The 16,076-nt window shown below is 43.2% G+C and carries 13 protein-coding genes; 3 read left to right on the top strand and 10 right to left on the bottom strand.

From position 1 onward, the window contains the following. Positions 1 to 77: 77 nt before the first annotated feature. The gene (locus AC3IRT_RS07265) at positions 78 to 1,526 is read right to left on the bottom strand and encodes an exonuclease domain-containing protein (RefSeq protein ID WP_489395730.1); all 1,449 of its coding nucleotides are present in this window, start codon (positions 1,524 to 1,526) and stop codon (positions 78 to 80) included. A gap of 249 nt (positions 1,527 to 1,775) precedes the next feature. On the opposite strand from AC3IRT_RS07265, the gene AC3IRT_RS07260 reads away from it, so the two are divergent. Next, positions 1,776 to 2,969: an acyl-CoA dehydrogenase family protein gene (locus tag AC3IRT_RS07260; RefSeq protein WP_489395729.1), complete on the top strand. Its 1,194-nt coding sequence runs from the start codon at positions 1,776 to 1,778 to the stop codon at positions 2,967 to 2,969. Between the two features lies 1 nt (position 2,970). Further along, positions 2,971 to 5,073 (top strand): FAD-dependent oxidoreductase, encoded by a 2,103-nt coding sequence (locus AC3IRT_RS07255; protein WP_489395728.1) that lies wholly within the window; start codon positions 2,971 to 2,973, stop codon positions 5,071 to 5,073. Positions 5,074 to 5,094: 21 nt separating this feature from the next. Here AC3IRT_RS07255 and AC3IRT_RS07250 read toward each other — a convergent pair whose 3' ends face one another. From AC3IRT_RS07250 to prpB, 3 genes are read right to left on the bottom strand one after another with little or no spacing between them, the layout of a single operon-like run. Next, on the bottom strand, positions 5,095 to 6,558 hold the full coding sequence (locus tag AC3IRT_RS07250) for a bifunctional 2-methylcitrate dehydratase/aconitate hydratase (protein WP_489395727.1): 1,464 nt from the start codon (positions 6,556 to 6,558) through the stop codon (positions 5,095 to 5,097). A 50-nt stretch (positions 6,559 to 6,608) separates the two neighbouring features. After that, a complete protein-coding gene (gene prpC / locus AC3IRT_RS07245; RefSeq protein WP_489395726.1) occupies positions 6,609 to 7,763 on the bottom strand; it encodes a bifunctional 2-methylcitrate synthase/citrate synthase in 1,155 nt (384 codons plus the stop codon). After that, a complete protein-coding gene (gene prpB, locus AC3IRT_RS07240) occupies positions 7,750 to 8,637 on the bottom strand; it encodes a methylisocitrate lyase (protein ID WP_489395725.1) in 888 nt (295 codons plus the stop codon). Before prpB ends, prpC begins: the two co-directional genes overlap by 14 nt. Before the next feature lie 428 nt (positions 8,638 to 9,065). Here prpB and AC3IRT_RS07235 point away from each other — a divergent pair, with 428 nt between their 5' ends. Further along, positions 9,066 to 9,488 carry a hypothetical protein gene (locus AC3IRT_RS07235; RefSeq protein ID WP_489395724.1) on the top strand — a complete coding sequence of 141 codons (423 nt, stop codon included), beginning with the start codon at positions 9,066 to 9,068 and terminating at the stop codon, positions 9,486 to 9,488. 40 nt (positions 9,489 to 9,528) lie between these two features. Here AC3IRT_RS07235 and AC3IRT_RS07230 read toward each other — a convergent pair whose 3' ends face one another. From AC3IRT_RS07230 to AC3IRT_RS07205, 6 genes are all read right to left on the bottom strand, one after another. Further along, on the bottom strand, positions 9,529 to 10,182 hold the full coding sequence (locus AC3IRT_RS07230) for a response regulator (RefSeq protein ID WP_489395723.1): 654 nt from the start codon (positions 10,180 to 10,182) through the stop codon (positions 9,529 to 9,531). Positions 10,183 to 10,279: 97 nt separating this feature from the next. Beyond that, positions 10,280 to 10,651 carry a response regulator gene (locus AC3IRT_RS07225; RefSeq protein ID WP_489395722.1) on the bottom strand — a complete coding sequence of 124 codons (372 nt, stop codon included), beginning with the start codon at positions 10,649 to 10,651 and terminating at the stop codon, positions 10,280 to 10,282. A gap of 12 nt (positions 10,652 to 10,663) precedes the next feature. Continuing rightward, complete coding sequence (locus AC3IRT_RS07220; RefSeq protein WP_489395721.1) at positions 10,664 to 11,260, bottom strand: chemotaxis protein CheB; 597 nt, start codon at positions 11,258 to 11,260, stop codon at positions 10,664 to 10,666. A 3-nt stretch (positions 11,261 to 11,263) separates the two neighbouring features. Continuing rightward, a complete protein-coding gene (locus AC3IRT_RS07215) occupies positions 11,264 to 12,085 on the bottom strand; it encodes a CheR family methyltransferase (RefSeq protein WP_489395720.1) in 822 nt (273 codons plus the stop codon). 3 nt (positions 12,086 to 12,088) lie between these two features. Continuing rightward, positions 12,089 to 12,460: a response regulator gene (locus AC3IRT_RS07210; protein ID WP_489395719.1), complete on the bottom strand. Its 372-nt coding sequence runs from the start codon at positions 12,458 to 12,460 to the stop codon at positions 12,089 to 12,091. Between the two features lie 19 nt (positions 12,461 to 12,479). Beyond that, positions 12,480 to 16,076 carry a response regulator gene (locus AC3IRT_RS07205; RefSeq protein WP_489395718.1) on the bottom strand — a complete coding sequence of 1,199 codons (3,597 nt, stop codon included), beginning with the start codon at positions 16,074 to 16,076 and terminating at the stop codon, positions 12,480 to 12,482.

Genomic DNA, 16,076 nt, shown 5'->3' with positions numbered 1-16,076 from the left:
TTTAGTGTGAATATGCATAACAGCACCATTTTCTGGTGATATATAGCAAAATTAGGATTGGTGATTAGTACGTACTGCTATAGAAGCTTCATGCGAAGCTCCACTGGTTTTAAAAAGGCAGCTTCTTCCAACTGCTCGGCATCGATCATAATCACTTGATGCCTACTCGTGGATTTTGCTAAAAAAGACTCAATCAATTGCATCATGTATTCGTTGCCACGATGCCGTTGCAACTCACTTTTGTAATCCTCCCAGCTGGTAGATTGGCTTTCCGAAGGAATGTAGCCCATGCCGTAAAACATACCTTTCTCAATCCAAATACAACTTTTCTCCTGCTCATCGCGTCCGCGATCCACAATCAAATAGCTAGATGCGTCCGCCTGTGATAAGGCAATGGCGGCGGCCACTTTCAAATTATATGATTCCTGATCTGGCAGATCTTGGATTCTTCGTACAAGATCATTTACCGTTTGTGGCAGCCGAACTTCTAATGGGAAATGACAAAAGCGAATATCCAGACCGATATCGCTAATCATTTTGCGTAATACGGCCGCTCCTTCACGCAGACTGTAGAAAGATTGAATGCAGGTCTGATGTTTGAGTAATTTGGTCAAGCTGAGATGTTGGTACCCGTCCATTCCAATATAGCTTACCAATCCAAATTTAGGTTCTACTCGCTTCAGTGCGCGATTATATTTTGGCCAAAGCCGATTGATTTCCAGGCATTCTAATAATAAGGCCATGAGCTCCGTGCCGCAGCGCTCATAAGAAATATCATAAATCTCTTGTAAGAAACCCTGCCGTTTTGCTTGGATATTGTGTCCGCTAAAGTGCCCAGCAACTCGTTTTTTAATATTAATAGCTTTGCCAATATAGATGACTTTGCCCGATCGATCGTGAAAATAATATACGCCGGCCGTGAGTGGCAAATTGTCAAAGGTATTTTGTGATAAATTCGCTGGTAAACGTTGCTCCGCACCGTTCTTCCGAAGCATCTGCAAAAATACCGCCTCACTATCCGCAGCTAAAAGCAGATCAAAAAGTGCTACGGTCGCGGCCACATCACCACCTGCACGGTGCCGATCTTGCACGCGAATGTTCAATACATCGCACAAGCGACCTAAACTATATGAAGGTAAACCAGGTTTGATCTTGCGTGCCAAACGAACGGTACATAACTTGGGAGCCTGCCATTGCCATCCGGCTTCGCCGAGTTGATGTTTGATAAATGAATAATCAAAATTGACATTGTGTGCCACGAAGATGCGATCTTTCAGCAACGCATAAATAGTTTCCGCTATTTCGGAGAAAAGTGGCGCGTCAGACACCATTTCGTCTGTAATACCTGTCAGACTAAATATGGCCGGCGGAATAGCTTGTTGTGGATTGACTAAGCTCTCCCACCGTTCGATTACTTCTACGCCATTATGAATGGCAATAGCAACCTCCGTGATCTTACTTCGTTCTGCACTTCCACCCGTCGTCTCAATATCGACAATAGCATACTCCCGCAATTCTTTAGACATGTTTTCCTCGTTGATGCTCAAATATACTAATTTATTTAGTATTTAAAATCACAGATAATGCACTGAGTAATGCGGAAATATATTTTCTGTACCAAACAGCATTGTTGGTTATAATTATTGTAAAAAAAACTGCGAGTAATTTGTATTCCGAAAGCGGTATCCCATAAAGCATAACAGTCTATTAATAGATCACTTCATATTGATTACGAGAAATTAATTAACTTACCATAACTGTATTTAAACCGAGAAATGATGATTAATAATGCCCTTACTCCGGAGCACCACGCTTTTCGCGATAGCTTACGTGCCTTTATCAGAAAAGAAATTACTCCCCATATTGAAGAATGGGAAAAAAAAGGACAAATCGACCGCACCATCTGGAAAAAGATGGGCGAAATGGGTTTTCTGGGACTAAATTTTCCGGAAGAACTGGGAGGATTACAGCTTGACTTTTATTATTCCATGATTTTGTGCGAAGAGCTTTCCAAGTGCTTTTCGGGCGGTTTTACCATATCGGCTTTGGTAATTCAGTACATGTCTGCTCCTTATTTGTGGAAATACGGTTCTGCAGATTTACAAAAACGTTATCTGAAAGGCATTATTAGCGGCGATTTGGTCAGTGCTATTGCGATCACAGAACCTGGTGCTGGGTCGGATGTCAAGAATATACAGACTACAGCAGTGCGCGATGGCGACGATTATATCATCAATGGGTCAAAGACTTTTATCACTAATGGGTATTATGGTGATTTTTTCATTACGGCAGTAAAAACTAATCCAAAAGCAGTTACGAAAGGAATAAGCTTGATCGTGATTGACCGACATGCAGCCGGCGTGTCTGCAAAGAAGATTGAAAAAATGGGTTGGCATGCTTCCGATACGGCCGAATTGCATTTCGATCAGGTTCGCGTGCCCGCAAAAAACTTGGTGGGCAAAGAAAACCATGGCTTCACGTATCTCATGGGCGGTCTGCAATTAGAGCGACTTACAGCGGCTATCCATAGTTTGTCCACCGCAGAATCGGCTTTGAAATATGCGTTGGACTATATACAAAACAGAAGCGCATTCAATCGTAAACTGAAAGATTTTCAAGTATTACGGCACAATATCGCGCAAATGGAAGCCGATATTTTGGTGCAAAAAGCTTTCTTAAAATATTGCTGTGAACTGCAACAGGAGCAGGTTTATGCTGTGAAAGAATGTTCGGTGGCTAAATTACAGGCCAGCGAGTTGGCAAACCGTGTCGTCAGCCAATGCTTGCAATTGTTTGGCGGATATGGTTTTACGGAAGATTATAAAATTGCTCGTCTGTATCGTGATGTCCGTGTAGGAACTATTATTGGTGGTACGTCGGAAATTATGTTGGAGATCATTGCGAAGATGACGATTGACCAAGTAGAATACAATACTTCTGTAAAAAACAACACTCCTCAAACTGCGTAATATGACCATTCCGACTTATCACGATGCGTTTAAAATTGTACAACACGAGGAAGGTATTGTAGAGATTTCTTTAAAACTGCAACCCAGTGAAACGCTTTCATTAGCTCATCTCGTCGCTTTTACAAGCTTGGCCGATGTTTGGCTAAGTCGAGAAGATGTGCGGGCTTTGTGTTACCATCTTACAGCGCATGAATCCAATAAAGATCCTGATTATATGGCTTTGATAGAATCGGCGCAGCAAGCATTCGAGAACAGGAATGACCTTGTAAAATTTGGCCAGCATATTCAAAAAATTCGCACGTACAATAAGCCGTTAATTGGATTAATACAACGCGATTGTCTGCGCAACCATTTTGCGTGGATGCTTTGGGCAGATTATCGTATTGCTATTGGTTCTGCCGGAAAGCTAGGATTCCCAGAAACTGCTTTTGGGGTGCTTCCTGGCTTAGGTATCGTAAGCCGAATGCTGCAGTTGTGGGACGAGGATTTCACATTGCGCATGGCAACGCAACCTACACTTTATACTGTATCAGAAGCATTCGGATTGGGAATTGTTGATGAGCAAGTAGAGAATATAGCTATTGCCTTGGCTAGTATACAAGCTTATTTACCGCAGTCAGAAACAAAGCAGCGACAAGCGAAATCCGCTATTAGGGAACAGCGATCGCAACTTCCACCTCCACGTATCAACCCACTCTTTCCGGGAGCGAGCGCAGCGCAGACACTTATCGCGGCATACAAAACAGGTATTACCGTAGATACACTGCTTCAGCAAGAACAGGATTTATATAATCACGTAATTAGCTCGGATAAGGTGACAGCAATGATCCGAACGAACTATTATGGCATTCGCGTAGCGAAAGAAAAAACCAGATTGATTGCGCAGAAAACCGCACAAGAAATTCAGCATATTGTGGTTATCGGAGCGGGCATGATGGGCTCTGGCATTGCGTACGAAGCGGCACGTGCCGGCTTGCAGGTGACGTTGCTAGATACTGATTTAGGAAAAGCAGATCAAGGAAAAAATTATGCACAAAAGGTAACTAACATGCTCTTGGCGCAAGGAAAAATGCAGCCGAACAAGCAGTCAGATTTGATACAGCGCATCCATACTTCTGAAAATTTTGATGATTTAAGCTCAGCTGATATCCTGATTGAGGCTGTGTTTGAAGATATGAATCTGAAAGCAAAGCTCATTGCAGACATTTCGCCAAATCTAGCAGCACAAACCGTGTTTGCCTCAAATACCACCTCCTTACCGATTGGTCAACTGGCGAAAGCTAGCCAAGATCCAGCGGCCTTTATTGGTTTGCACTTCTTCTCGCCCGTAGATCGAATGCCACTGGTGGAAGTAATCTCAGGCAAAGAAACGGATGAAACGACAAAAAATGCCGCACTGAAAACCATTCATTTACTGAACAAAATACCGATCGTGGTACACGATGGGCCAGGCTTCTATACCTCTCGTATTTTCTTCAATTACCTTTTAGAAGGAATTACTATGGTTCTAGAAGGAATAGCACCATTTACGGTGGAAAATGCGGCGCGGAAAGCGGGATTTCCAGTTGGCCCTTTGTTGGTGTTGGATGAAATTTCATTGCCACTCATGCTGCATGTGTACGATCAACTGCCTACTTTGCATGAAGCACAACAAGCGGCTTACGCTTATCTTAAAGAAATGATTGCTACAGGTAAAATCGGGCGAAAAGGAAATGCAGGTTTTTATCCTTACGGCGAAAGCGGAAAACGCGGTAATCTAGTCGATGAAACTTCGACAAGCCATACAACTGATCTTGATCTACGAATTCTGAGTAAAAGACTGTTGCATGTGGTTGCACTAGATGCATTTCGCTGTTTGTGGGACGGGATTATTGCAAAACCAATAGATGGAGATCTTGGGTCAGTGCTAGGGATTGGTTATGCGCCGCATACAGGTGGTGTATTCGCACACATAGACCAAGTCGGGTTAACGAAGTTCGTGGCGGAATGCGATGAATTTGCAGCGCACGGTGCACAATGGCAAATCCCGAGTGCTTTGCGAGATCTAGCTGCGCAAGATTATAAATTTTACGATGGATTCCAGAGCAACTGGAATCCATCGTAAAATGGAAATTTCCAGATCACTTTATCTTACCGGATAAGGCACGGCTAGCAAATCCGTCAATTCGTTGACGGCTAAATTGTGGAACGTTTCATAATCTAGCGTGCGCTCCAGTAGTTGCGTTTGCTGTTTTCCAGCATATATCCTGTTGAGGTTGATCTTATATTTGGCAAGAAGTTTTGGAATCCCTTCATCGCGACGACGGCGATGGCCAATTGGATATTCGACCACGACTTCTGGCAGCGTGCTGCCATCTTGGAACGTAACTGTTAAGGCATTGGCAATCGCTCTCTTCTCTGGATCGTGATAATCTGCGGTGAATTGTGGATCTTCTACACAGGTCATTTTATCGCGCAAGCGATCAATGCGCGCATCCGACGCAATGGCGTCTTCATAATCCGATGCCGTCAAACGTCCAAAAATCAAAGGAACAGCAATCATGTATTGCATGGCATGATCGCGATCAGCTGGATTATGCAGCGGACCTTTCTTATCAATGATGCGAATAGCTGCCTCATGGGTACGTACCGTAATACTTTTGATGTCATCAATGGTTTTGCCCGCTTCTTTCAACTGTTGATGAAGCGTAATCGCGGCTTCTACCGCCGTTTGGGCATGAAACTCTGCTGGGAAAGAGATTTTAAACAATACATTCTCCATCACATAAGATTCGTACGCGCATTGGAACTGAAACGGCTTTCCTTTAAAAGAAACATCATAAAATCCCCAGGTTGACGCGGTTAACACCGAAGGATAACCCATTTCTCCAGTTTGCGCGATCAAAGCCAATCGCACTGCACGTGAAGTGGCATCGCCAGCAGCCCAAGATTTCCGACTTCCGGTATTGGGTGCATGTCGATAAGTCCGCAAAGACTGCCCGTCTACAAAGGCTAAAGACAAAGCGTTTATAATTTCCTCCTGCGTCAACCCCAACAATCGTCCAGCTACCGCGGTAGAAGCTACTTTTACTAAAAGTACATGATCCAGTCCAACTTTGTTGAACGAGTTTTCCAATGCCAACACTCCTTGTATTTCGTGCGCCATCACCATAGCTTCTAAGACCGCATTCATTTTTAGCGGTGGTTTGCCAGTGGCAACAGCGGTGCGACTAATCCAATCGGCAACGGCCAATATGGCGCCAAGATTATCCGATGGATGTCCCCATTCTGCGGCCAGCCACGTATCGTTAAAATCCAACCAACGGACTAAAGCGCCAATATTAAATGCAGCTTGCACTGGATCAAGTTGAAATGACGTGCCAGGCACTTTTGCGCCGTGGGGCACGATCGTACCCGGAATAATCGGACCGAGCAATTTCGTACAGGCTGGATAACTTAAGGCTTCCAGTCCGCACCCAATCGTATCTAAAAAACAATAATGAGCGGTCTGTAATGCGAGATCACTTTTGATTTCATACGTTAAAACATAGTTAGCAATATCTACCAGTACCTGATCTGGCTGAGGTCTGTCATTGGAAATAGGAGACATAGAGAATAGTTAAATTTTTGTGTTGTTGTTTTTGTTGTTTAAAGCTGAGATTATCCGCGTTTGTCTAAAGACACGTAAGCACGATTTTCTGGCCCGGTATAGTTTGCACTAGGTCTTATGATTTTACCATCTAGACGTTGCTCGATGATGTGCGCTCCCCAGCCTGTTAATCGTGCCAACACAAATAGCGGCGTGAACATATCCGTCGGAACGCCCATTCGGTGATAAGATACGGCGGAAAACCAATCCAAGTTGGGAAACATCTTCTTTTCCGTCCACATCACTGCTTCCAACCGGTCAGCGATTTCATACAATGTCATTTCCTGTACTTCCTCACTCAACGATTTTGCTACTTGCTTAATGACTTCATTACGCGGATCGGAGGTCACATACACCGGATGTCCAAATCCGATAATCACTTCCTTATTGGCTAGCCGTTGGCGAATATCTGCTTCGGCTTCATCCACTGATGTGTAGCTGCTTTGAATCTCAAAAGCGACTTCATTAGCTCCGCCATGTTTTGGTCCACGCAGTGCTCCAATTGCTCCCGCAATGGCGGAATATACATCAGAACCTGTTCCTGCGATCACACGCGCGGTGAATGTAGATGCATTAAACTCATGCTCCGCATACAGATTCAATGATATTTGCATTGCTCGAATCCAGCTATCGCTGGGAGTTTCTCCATGTAGTACATGTAGAAAATGTGCACCTACCGTTTTATCATCCGTCACGACGTTTACCTCTGTGCCATGATACGCAAAATGATACCAATACAATAAGGCGGAACCTAAGCATGCGATCAAACGATCAATGATGTGCTGCGTTTGCTCCAAGGTCGGTTTGGCAGGCTCTGGCTCCAAACTTCCTAAAACAGAAACCGCCGTCCGCATGACGTCCATCGGATGGCTTGTTTTTGGCAAGCGTTGCAATACTTCCTTCAATTCCTGCGGCAAATCCCGTTTGGATTGCAACTCGCTTTGATAAGCGGCCAGTTCCTTTGCGGTCGGTAATTCGCCATAAATTAACAGGTAAGCGACTTCCTCAAAACTGGCTTGATCGGCGAGCTCTAATATATCGTAGCCCCGATAATGCAAGTCATTGCCATTCTTACCTACGGTAGACAGACTCGTATTGCCTGCCGCTACACCCGATAGTGCAACACTTTTCTTGGGTTTAAATGCTTGTCCATTACTTTCCTTCATCCTGCTTTTGATTTAAGTAGTCTTCGTATGCGTAATAATTAATGCTTTGATAGAGCTCTTCTCGTGTTTGCATGCTCGGAACAACGTTGGCCTGGGAACCGTCACGACGAATGGTTTCGAATACATTTAGCGCCGCTTTGTTGGCTGCACGAAAGGCAGAAAGCGGATACAAAACCATATCGACGCCTACTTCGGCTAATTGTTGCGTGGTGAACAAAGGTGTTTGTCCAAACTCGGTGATATTCGCTAATATAGGTATGGATAACGCATCGGCAAATCGCTGATAATCGTGCAAATGGGTCACCGCTTCTGCGAAGATGAAATCAGCACCAGCTTCTTGATAAGCAACTGCTCGCTCAATGGCAGCGTCTACACCTTCCACAGCAAGCGCGTCGGTACGCGCACCGATCACAAATTGCGGATCAGCTTCTTTAGCATCCACAGCAGCTTGTATTCGTTCGACCATTTCCTGCGTAGATACCACTTCTTTTCTTGGGCGATGTCCGCAGCGTTTGGCGGCCACCTGATCTTCCATATGAACGCCTGCCGCTCCAGCTTTCAGCACGCTACGAATCGTGCGCGCAATATTGAAAGCGCTAGCGCCAAATCCAGTATCAATATCTACGAGCAAGGGAAGATCGCATACGGAAGTAATCCGTTCTATATCGGTGAGTACATCTTGCAACGTCGTAATGCCGAGATCAGGAATTCCTAACGAACCAGCTGCCACCCCACCACCAGAAAGATAGATAGCACGAAAACTAGCTTGCTTGGCCAAAAGTGCATGATTCGCATTAATTGTTCCTACAATTTGTAATGGATGTTCTTGCGTGAGCATCTGTCGCAACTGAGCTCCGGCGGAATTTGCCATCATAATAAAGTTGTTAATGTGTACGCGTTTATAATCTGGCTGCACTTGACTTGTGAGAAAAGGGTGAAGCCACTTAAAGATAAACATAATCTTGCAACTACCAAAACGAGCAACCTAACGAACTCTGAAAAACTAAAGGACTGCGGTTGTTTGCGTGATTTATACGTATTACTCGGGTCAAACCACGTGTTTTACACCGGGCAAATAAGCGCTAATCCCTCTCCTGTTGTTGCTGATAAAACTATATAAACATCTGATTATCATAAATTTAAACAAAATATAACATAAAATAACAGCAGATAATGCGTAATTTGCACCTATGGTTAATGAGTTTCGCTGCGAACCCTGTAAGGTAGGGATAGCATGGTATTTGTAACCAAAAGGGAAATACGATTGATGTATAATCATTTCACATTTTAATAAAGGTTCACATGAAGATGCAATTGTCCACCCCAGTAATTAAAATGAATACTTTACAACTTACGATCAAAAAAGCTTTTGACCATAGCGTTAGTTTTTTATCACGCCATTTAGCAAAAGCATTGCCTTTTCAAACAGATGGTATACCCATCATTTCTTTAGGACAAACCATCTCCGATGACGAGGGAAAGTCTTCCAATATTTCAGCGCCTAAACCGAATAATAAATCCAACAACGACGATAATTTGCTTTCTTTTGAAGCTGGCTTAAATGCAATTGATGCAGATTTATATACACCTTTCATGATGCATATAGAGGGCTATAAAAATTGTGAGATTGCGGATTATTTAGACTTAACAGAAAATCAGGTAACCCATACAGTGAATAAGGTGCGTACATTTCTACAAACCCATGATTGCTCCTTAAGCAACTAAACCATCAGAATTTGAGAAGTCTGTAAAATAAGGGAATATACTAATCGATCAATTGATGATTGATCGCAAATCGAATGAGTTCGACGTAATTTTTGGAAGTTGTTTTATCCAATAGCTTTTGGCGATGACCTTCTACCGTTCGCTTGCTAATAAAGAGCTTTTCGGAAATATCTTTGGTCGTGAACCCATTCACTAATAACTGAAGCACATCGTATTCTCGCGAAGATAAATCCAAATCACGCAATATCGCCTCGGGTTGCGGCTTTGCTTGCCTACTGCCAGAGGATTGCAACATACGAATGCTAATTTCGGACGACAAATACTGACCACCTTTACCTACATGCGATAGCGCAAACAACAACTCATCGTAATCTGCATTCTTTAGCATATAAGCTTGCGCTCCAAGAGACATCACTTCTTTTACTTCGCTATCACTATCGATCATGCTGAGAAAGACAACTTTGATATGAGGAAAGCTATTGCTCATAGCACGCATCAATTCCGGACCGCCAATACCGTTCATATTCATATCCGTAAGTAGAATATCTACCTCGGAATTGTTACTAAGCAGCGCAAGTACTTCTTCACCACTCTCTGCCTCCGCGACGATGTTAATATCCGGTTGAGTCTCCAAAAGCAACCGAATCCCATTTCTGACGACTTTGTGGTCATCAGCTAATATAATACGCATCATGTTCTACAATAATACTAAAAATTGATCTAAAAAGCTATAGCATCATTAGCAAGACATGCGCTACACATCGGTATATCTCACATGCAAATTCGACAGATTATTTGCGTTTATCCAATACTTGTTTGACCATCTCTTCGAGATCAAAAATGTTGAATGGCTTAGATAAATACGCCTCTGCCCCTGCTTTCTCGGCCAGAATATGCACTTCATTATTGGCAGAGCAATAAATAACCGGAATATCTTTATACTCTGGATGTTGCTTCAGTAACTGGGTTGCTTTCATGCCGCCAATATCCGGAATCCAGTTATCCATCAAGATCGCGTCTGGTTTAGTTTCTTCGACTCGTTCTATAATATCGTGCGATGTTTCGGACACGGCAACGTTGTATCCAGCATCCGTCAGTATAATATTACAGACATCTAAAATATGTTTATCGTCGTCAAAAATTAATATAGTCTTGTTGTGCATAAAGGTATTTTACTAATTATTTGTCTTATTTGCAAGCGTATTGATGAATTTTGCCATATCCGCTGGCTTGATAATATAATCTGCATCCACTTGCGCCATGGCTTCACGTGGCATTAAATCTACTTCGGCGGTTTCTGGATCTTGTATCAGCACCAAGCCGCCAACGGATTGTACGTATTTTAATCCTTGAACACCATCATGATTCGCGCCAGAAAGCAACATGGCAACCGTCTTTTTTCCAAATATCTCTGCCCCAGACTGAAAAGTGACATCAATAGACGGACGCGAATAATGCAATTTTTCGGAGTAATCGAGCGCTAATTCTATCGACGATTCCAATAGCACATGATAGTCAGCCGGCGCTAAATAAATGGTATTGGATTCTAAAGACATTTTATCATCAATTTCAAAAACTCTCAATTTCGTATGCTTTTTAAAAACCGATTCTAATTGCGAATCTGGAGCGGCTTTGCGATGTACTACGACGATAATGGGGAACCCGAGATCTTCATCCAAATCTGGCAACAGTTCGAAAAGCACTTTGAGACTGCCGGCAGAGCCGCCAATCAATAAAACACCCGTATTCCTGTTATCTATTCTATCCTTCATTTACTAATGCATTTTCCGCCATATTTTGTCGGTTCCAATCTTTTTATACGTGTTTTCCAAGTTTGAAAAACGAATACTTTCTTTGGATCCTAGGGCTAAATAACCCAATTTCTCCAAACTATTGTCGAACAAGTTGAAAACTTTTTGTTGCAGTTCTTTTTCAAAATAAATCAAAACATTGCGGCACATAATGAGTTGAAACTCATTGAAAGATGCATCCGACACCAGATTATGTGTGGAGAATACGACCCTTTCCTTGAGTTTATCATGAAACTTAGCAACATCATAATTCGCCATATAGTAGGACGAAAGCTCTTTTTTACCTCCTGATATAATATAATTTTCTGAATATTGTTTCATTTGGCGGATGGAAAAAACGCCATTTCTGGCTTTCTCCAACACGGTAGGGTTAAGATCCGTTGCATAGATCAAAGAGCGATCGTACAAGTTAGCTTCTTTCAGCATAATGGCCACCGAATACACCTCTTCTCCAGTAGCACAACCTGCAATCCAAATCCGAATGAACGGATAGGTTGCTAATTGTGGTAGCACCTCTTCGCGCAGCGTTTTGTAAAAATGTGGATCGCGATACATCTCCGTCACATTCACCGTGATTTCCTCTACGAATCGTTGCAGGTAATCGGGATAATGCATCAGTTGATAGCGCAATTCTGCAAAACTATACAACTTATCCATCATACAAATACGGCTCACGCGCCTTTTTAACGAAGCTTTGCTATATAGCGTAAAATCGTAGCCGTATTTCTCGGCGATCTCTTCGAAGAGTAAATCGAGTTCGTGATCCCGTAATATGGCTTGCTCCATGGATTATATGATCTTGGATAAGATCAGCAATAATTTATCCAAATCGACTGGCTTAGAGATATAATCATTCGCACCCGCTGCCAAACATTTTTCACGATCGCCGACCATGGCTTGCGCCGTGACCGCAATAATTGGTAACGATTCAAAACCGCGCGTACTGCGGATCATGCGAATCGCCTGATAACCATCTAGATCCGGCATCATCATATCCATCAATACGACAGCAATATCTTCGTTGCTATGCAGCATAGCAATTCCTTCGGCAGCACTTGCACTCGAAACCGAAGTATAGCCCTTTACGCGCAATGTCAATTCTAGTGCATAGATATTACGCGGATCATCGTCGATGATTAAAATCTTGTTCTTATTGTTCATAACTTTTATTGAGCCCTAATTAACCCTCGTACAACCATACCCGTAATAACGACAACAGTTGATCGGCATCGACCGGTTTTGAAATGTAATCCGATGCGCCTGCTTGTATACATTTCTCGCGATCACCTATCATTGCTTTTGCGGTCACCGCAATAATAGGCAAGCGCGAAAATTGCGGTATTTCGCGCACCCGGCGAATACTTTCATAACCATCCATTTCGGGCATCATCATATCCATCAGTATCACTGATATGTCAGGATTTTCTTGCATCTGTTGCAGCGCTTCTTTGCCATCCATGGCCGAATATACCTTCATCTGGTATTGTTCCAAGGATTTGGTAAGTGAGAAAATATTACGCACATCATCATCAGCTATCAATACTTTTTTATCTCGTAGCACATCATTCAAAGCACCCAAGCCCGTTATCTTTGAGCCTGGATCTTGCTGATCGGAGCCAGATACCAAATGCAGAAACAAGCCGACCTCATCCAAAATGCGTTGGTAAGAGTGCGCTGTCTTCAATACGATAGAATCTGCATACTGCTTAATCTTATTCTCTTCCGCGTGCGATAGGTTTTTGCCCGTGAAGATGATGATTGGCAGATTTTCCAGACCCTCTTTGGTTTTGATGGCTTCCAAGGTTTGATATCCAGATTGATCTGGCACACCCATATCCAATATCACACAGTTCACATCCGATGAAGAGAGCGCATCCACACTTTCTTCGACCGAATTTTTGATTTCAGAAGCGATGTTGAAATTGCTTAGATAGTAAGCTAATGCTTGCGCATGTTTGGGATTCTCTTCTACGATCAGCACCTTTTTTGGATAGCGTTCCAAGGCATCTTCAATCTTCTTGAACATACCACCAATCTGCTCCGACAACAATGGTTTACGGATAAAGTCGATCGCACCTTTTAATAAGCTTTCCTTCTTTACTTCCAGTGAAGACATGATGTGCACCGGAATATGCTTAGTAGCGGCATGCCCTTTCAGTTCGCTCATCACTTGCCAACCATCTTTGATCGGCAACTGGATGTCTAATAATACAGCCTTCGGCTGGTAAGTTTTTGCATAGTCAAGAGCTACATCACCGCGAACTGCGACTACGCCCTTGTATTTTTGCTGACGAGTATACTTCAATAATGCTTTGGCAAAATGAACGTCATCTTCCACAATCAGAATCACTTTATCGCCTATTGTAATATGATCGCGATCATCTTCTACATCGGCAGGAATATCTGGCAATGCAAAGGTGTTGGCCGCATCACTCATCAACGATTCGATTTCCTTCACATCGTCCGAGATGCTGCTTAGCAAGTCCTCGGTTACCGGTTTTACTTCTTCTTCATTTCTATCAATCGGAATAATCAAAGTAAAAGTGCTTCCTTGATTTTCAACACTTTCCAAACGAATCTCACCTCCTAATAAGCGGGCAATCTCCCGACTGATGGATAAGCCCAATCCTGTGCCGCCAAACTTGCGTTGCGTCGAGCCATCCGCCTGTTGAAAAGCTTCGAAGATCAGTTGCTGCTTATCAGCAGCAATACCAATTCCGGTATCTTTTATTTCGAACAATACATGATGATGGGCCGCAGGATCTCGGTTGATCGTGAGCGTTATACTGCCTTCAGCCGTGAATTTAATGGCATTAGAAAGCAGATTGCGTAGAATCTGATCCAATCGCTGACGATCTATGTCAATGCTTTTTGGCAACTCCGAATCTAATTCAATATTAAGCTGCAGGGATTTTTCGGTCACAATTGGTAAGAAAAGACTTCTTAAATCATCAACTATGTCACCAATGCGCACCGATTCATATTCGAGTTCCATCTTCCCAGCTTCGATCTTCGACAGGTCGAGAATCTCATCGATCAACGTCAGCAGGCTCGTTCCCGAACTATGAATTACACGAGCGGATTCTGCATGATCATCGTCCAGTTTACCATCCATATTTTCCCCCATCAAGCGAGACAAGAGCAGAATAGAATTGAGTGGCGTACGCAATTCGTGCGACATATTTGCCAAGAACTCTGTTTTGTACTTGGTACTTAGCGCCAATTCTTCGGCCTTTTGCTGTATTTCGACGTTTCGCTCCGCGATCAAAAGATTCTTCTCTTCCAATAGTTTGGATCTTTCCTCCATCTCCTGGTTAGATTGCAAGAGCTCTTCTTGTTGTACCCGTAGCTCTTCTTCCGAAGCTTGTAGCTTTTGAGTTTGCGCTTCCAACTCTACATTCAGATTTTGCATTTCGTTGTGCTGCACTTGCAGCTCTTCGGCTTGCGCTTGGCTTTCTTCTAATAGCGTTTGTACTTGTTTACGGCTTTTTGCCGAGATCAAAGCATTTGCTAATGTAAAACAGGCTTCTGCAAAAAAGTCTAATTTGGTTTTACTCAACGTATCCAACGCGCCAAATTCGATCACACCCAGGCATTTGGAATCTGACAGAATAGGCACCCATAGCACGGCGTGCAATTTCATAATGCCATGAGCAAAATTAACCACATAGTCATGCTGGTCGAGATCTTCTAGTAATTTAGGTTGGCGATCCACAAATACCTGCCCAACCATACCTTCGCCCGGTTTCAGTGTCTTTGGCAGACCATTGTCCAAGCCATAGGTACTTCTCAAAACCAAATCACCATCTTCAAACAGATAACAAGCGCCGTTGACCAATTCGCTGTAGCTTATTAAGTAATTCAAGGCATCATTGGCCAACTCTACGTCTTCCTTATTTCCCGTGAGCACTTCGTGAAACTGTGCCATTCCTGTTTGTTCCCACTCATTGTTGTTGAGTGTATCAAATGAGGTACGAAGCGCAGCGCTCATTTCATTGAGCGAATGCGAAAGACTACCTAATAAGTCATCGTGCTGCTCGTCTATCTTCACACTATAATTACCATGTGCAATCTGGTCGGCCATACGTTGCACACTGGCGAGTCGGCTTTGCAGTTCGCGATCTACATCAGCTAGCTCTTGTTGAAGTCGCTCTCGATCTTGCAGTTCTTTTTGGATGCGGGTATAGAAATAGAAAGTTATCAAAAGTGAGATCAATCCAGCAGCGATAATCAGCATGGTTGTATTGTCCGAAGCGGCGTAGACGCTAGCTGTACGCACCTCCAATAATTGATTTTCTGTATCTACAATACGATCAATCACCGCACGACAGCTATCCATAAATCGCCGACCTTCTTCCAATTGCTCTAAAGTAATCGTTTCGTTTGCTCGTTTGGTACGCACCAAACGCTTTAGAATGCTCAAGCGCGTATCGATCAACTTGTATAAGGTATCTGATCGTTGCACCTGCGCATCATTATCCGCAATCAGGCCTTGCAAGTTTTTGATTGACATCGGCAGCGTAACCATACTTTGATTGTACGGTTCTAGAAAACGCTCATCGTTGGTGAGGATATAACCACGCTGTCCAGTTTCCGCATCTTGAAGATTGGTCCAAACTGTATTAGAAGCATTAATCACCTGATATGTGTGCTCTACGCTCGCTTTATTATCAATTAGATTGGAAATACTGATATAGGAAGCGATGGAACTGGTGACCAGAATGATAAAGGAGACTCCAAAACCTACCTGTAAATTTCGGATAATCTTTTTAGGCAT

The organism is Sphingobacterium sp. KH_072, from assembly GCF_057837975.1.
Note: the sequence above shows the minus strand (reverse complement) of the source record. Positions and strands in the feature narration are given on the sequence as shown.

Excerpts from the sequence above, each read along its gene's own strand:
- AC3IRT_RS07250 (WP_489395727.1), bottom strand. The coding sequence starts at position 6,558 with ATGTCTCCTATTTCCAATGACAGACCTCAGCCAGATCAGGTACTGGTA.
- AC3IRT_RS07235 (WP_489395724.1), top strand. The coding sequence starts at position 9,066 with ATGAAGATGCAATTGTCCACCCCAGTAATTAAAATGAATACTTTACAA.
- AC3IRT_RS07210 (WP_489395719.1), bottom strand. The coding sequence starts at position 12,460 with ATGAACAATAAGAACAAGATTTTAATCATCGACGATGATCCGCGTAAT.
- prpC (WP_489395726.1), bottom strand. The coding sequence starts at position 7,763 with ATGAAGGAAAGTAATGGACAAGCATTTAAACCCAAGAAAAGTGTTGCA.
- prpB (WP_489395725.1), bottom strand. The coding sequence starts at position 8,637 with ATGATGGCAAATTCCGCCGGAGCTCAGTTGCGACAGATGCTCACGCAA.
- AC3IRT_RS07225 (WP_489395722.1), bottom strand. The coding sequence starts at position 10,651 with ATGCACAACAAGACTATATTAATTTTTGACGACGATAAACATATTTTA.
- AC3IRT_RS07220 (WP_489395721.1), bottom strand. The coding sequence starts at position 11,260 with ATGAAGGATAGAATAGATAACAGGAATACGGGTGTTTTATTGATTGGC.
- AC3IRT_RS07260 (WP_489395729.1), top strand. The coding sequence starts at position 1,776 with ATGATGATTAATAATGCCCTTACTCCGGAGCACCACGCTTTTCGCGAT.
- AC3IRT_RS07230 (WP_489395723.1), bottom strand. The coding sequence starts at position 10,182 with ATGATGCGTATTATATTAGCTGATGACCACAAAGTCGTCAGAAATGGG.
- AC3IRT_RS07255 (WP_489395728.1), top strand. The coding sequence starts at position 2,971 with ATGACCATTCCGACTTATCACGATGCGTTTAAAATTGTACAACACGAG.
- AC3IRT_RS07265 (WP_489395730.1), bottom strand. The coding sequence starts at position 1,526 with ATGTCTAAAGAATTGCGGGAGTATGCTATTGTCGATATTGAGACGACG.
- AC3IRT_RS07215 (WP_489395720.1), bottom strand. The coding sequence starts at position 12,085 with ATGGAGCAAGCCATATTACGGGATCACGAACTCGATTTACTCTTCGAA.
- AC3IRT_RS07205 (WP_489395718.1), bottom strand. The coding sequence starts at position 16,076 with ATGCCTAAAAAGATTATCCGAAATTTACAGGTAGGTTTTGGAGTCTCC.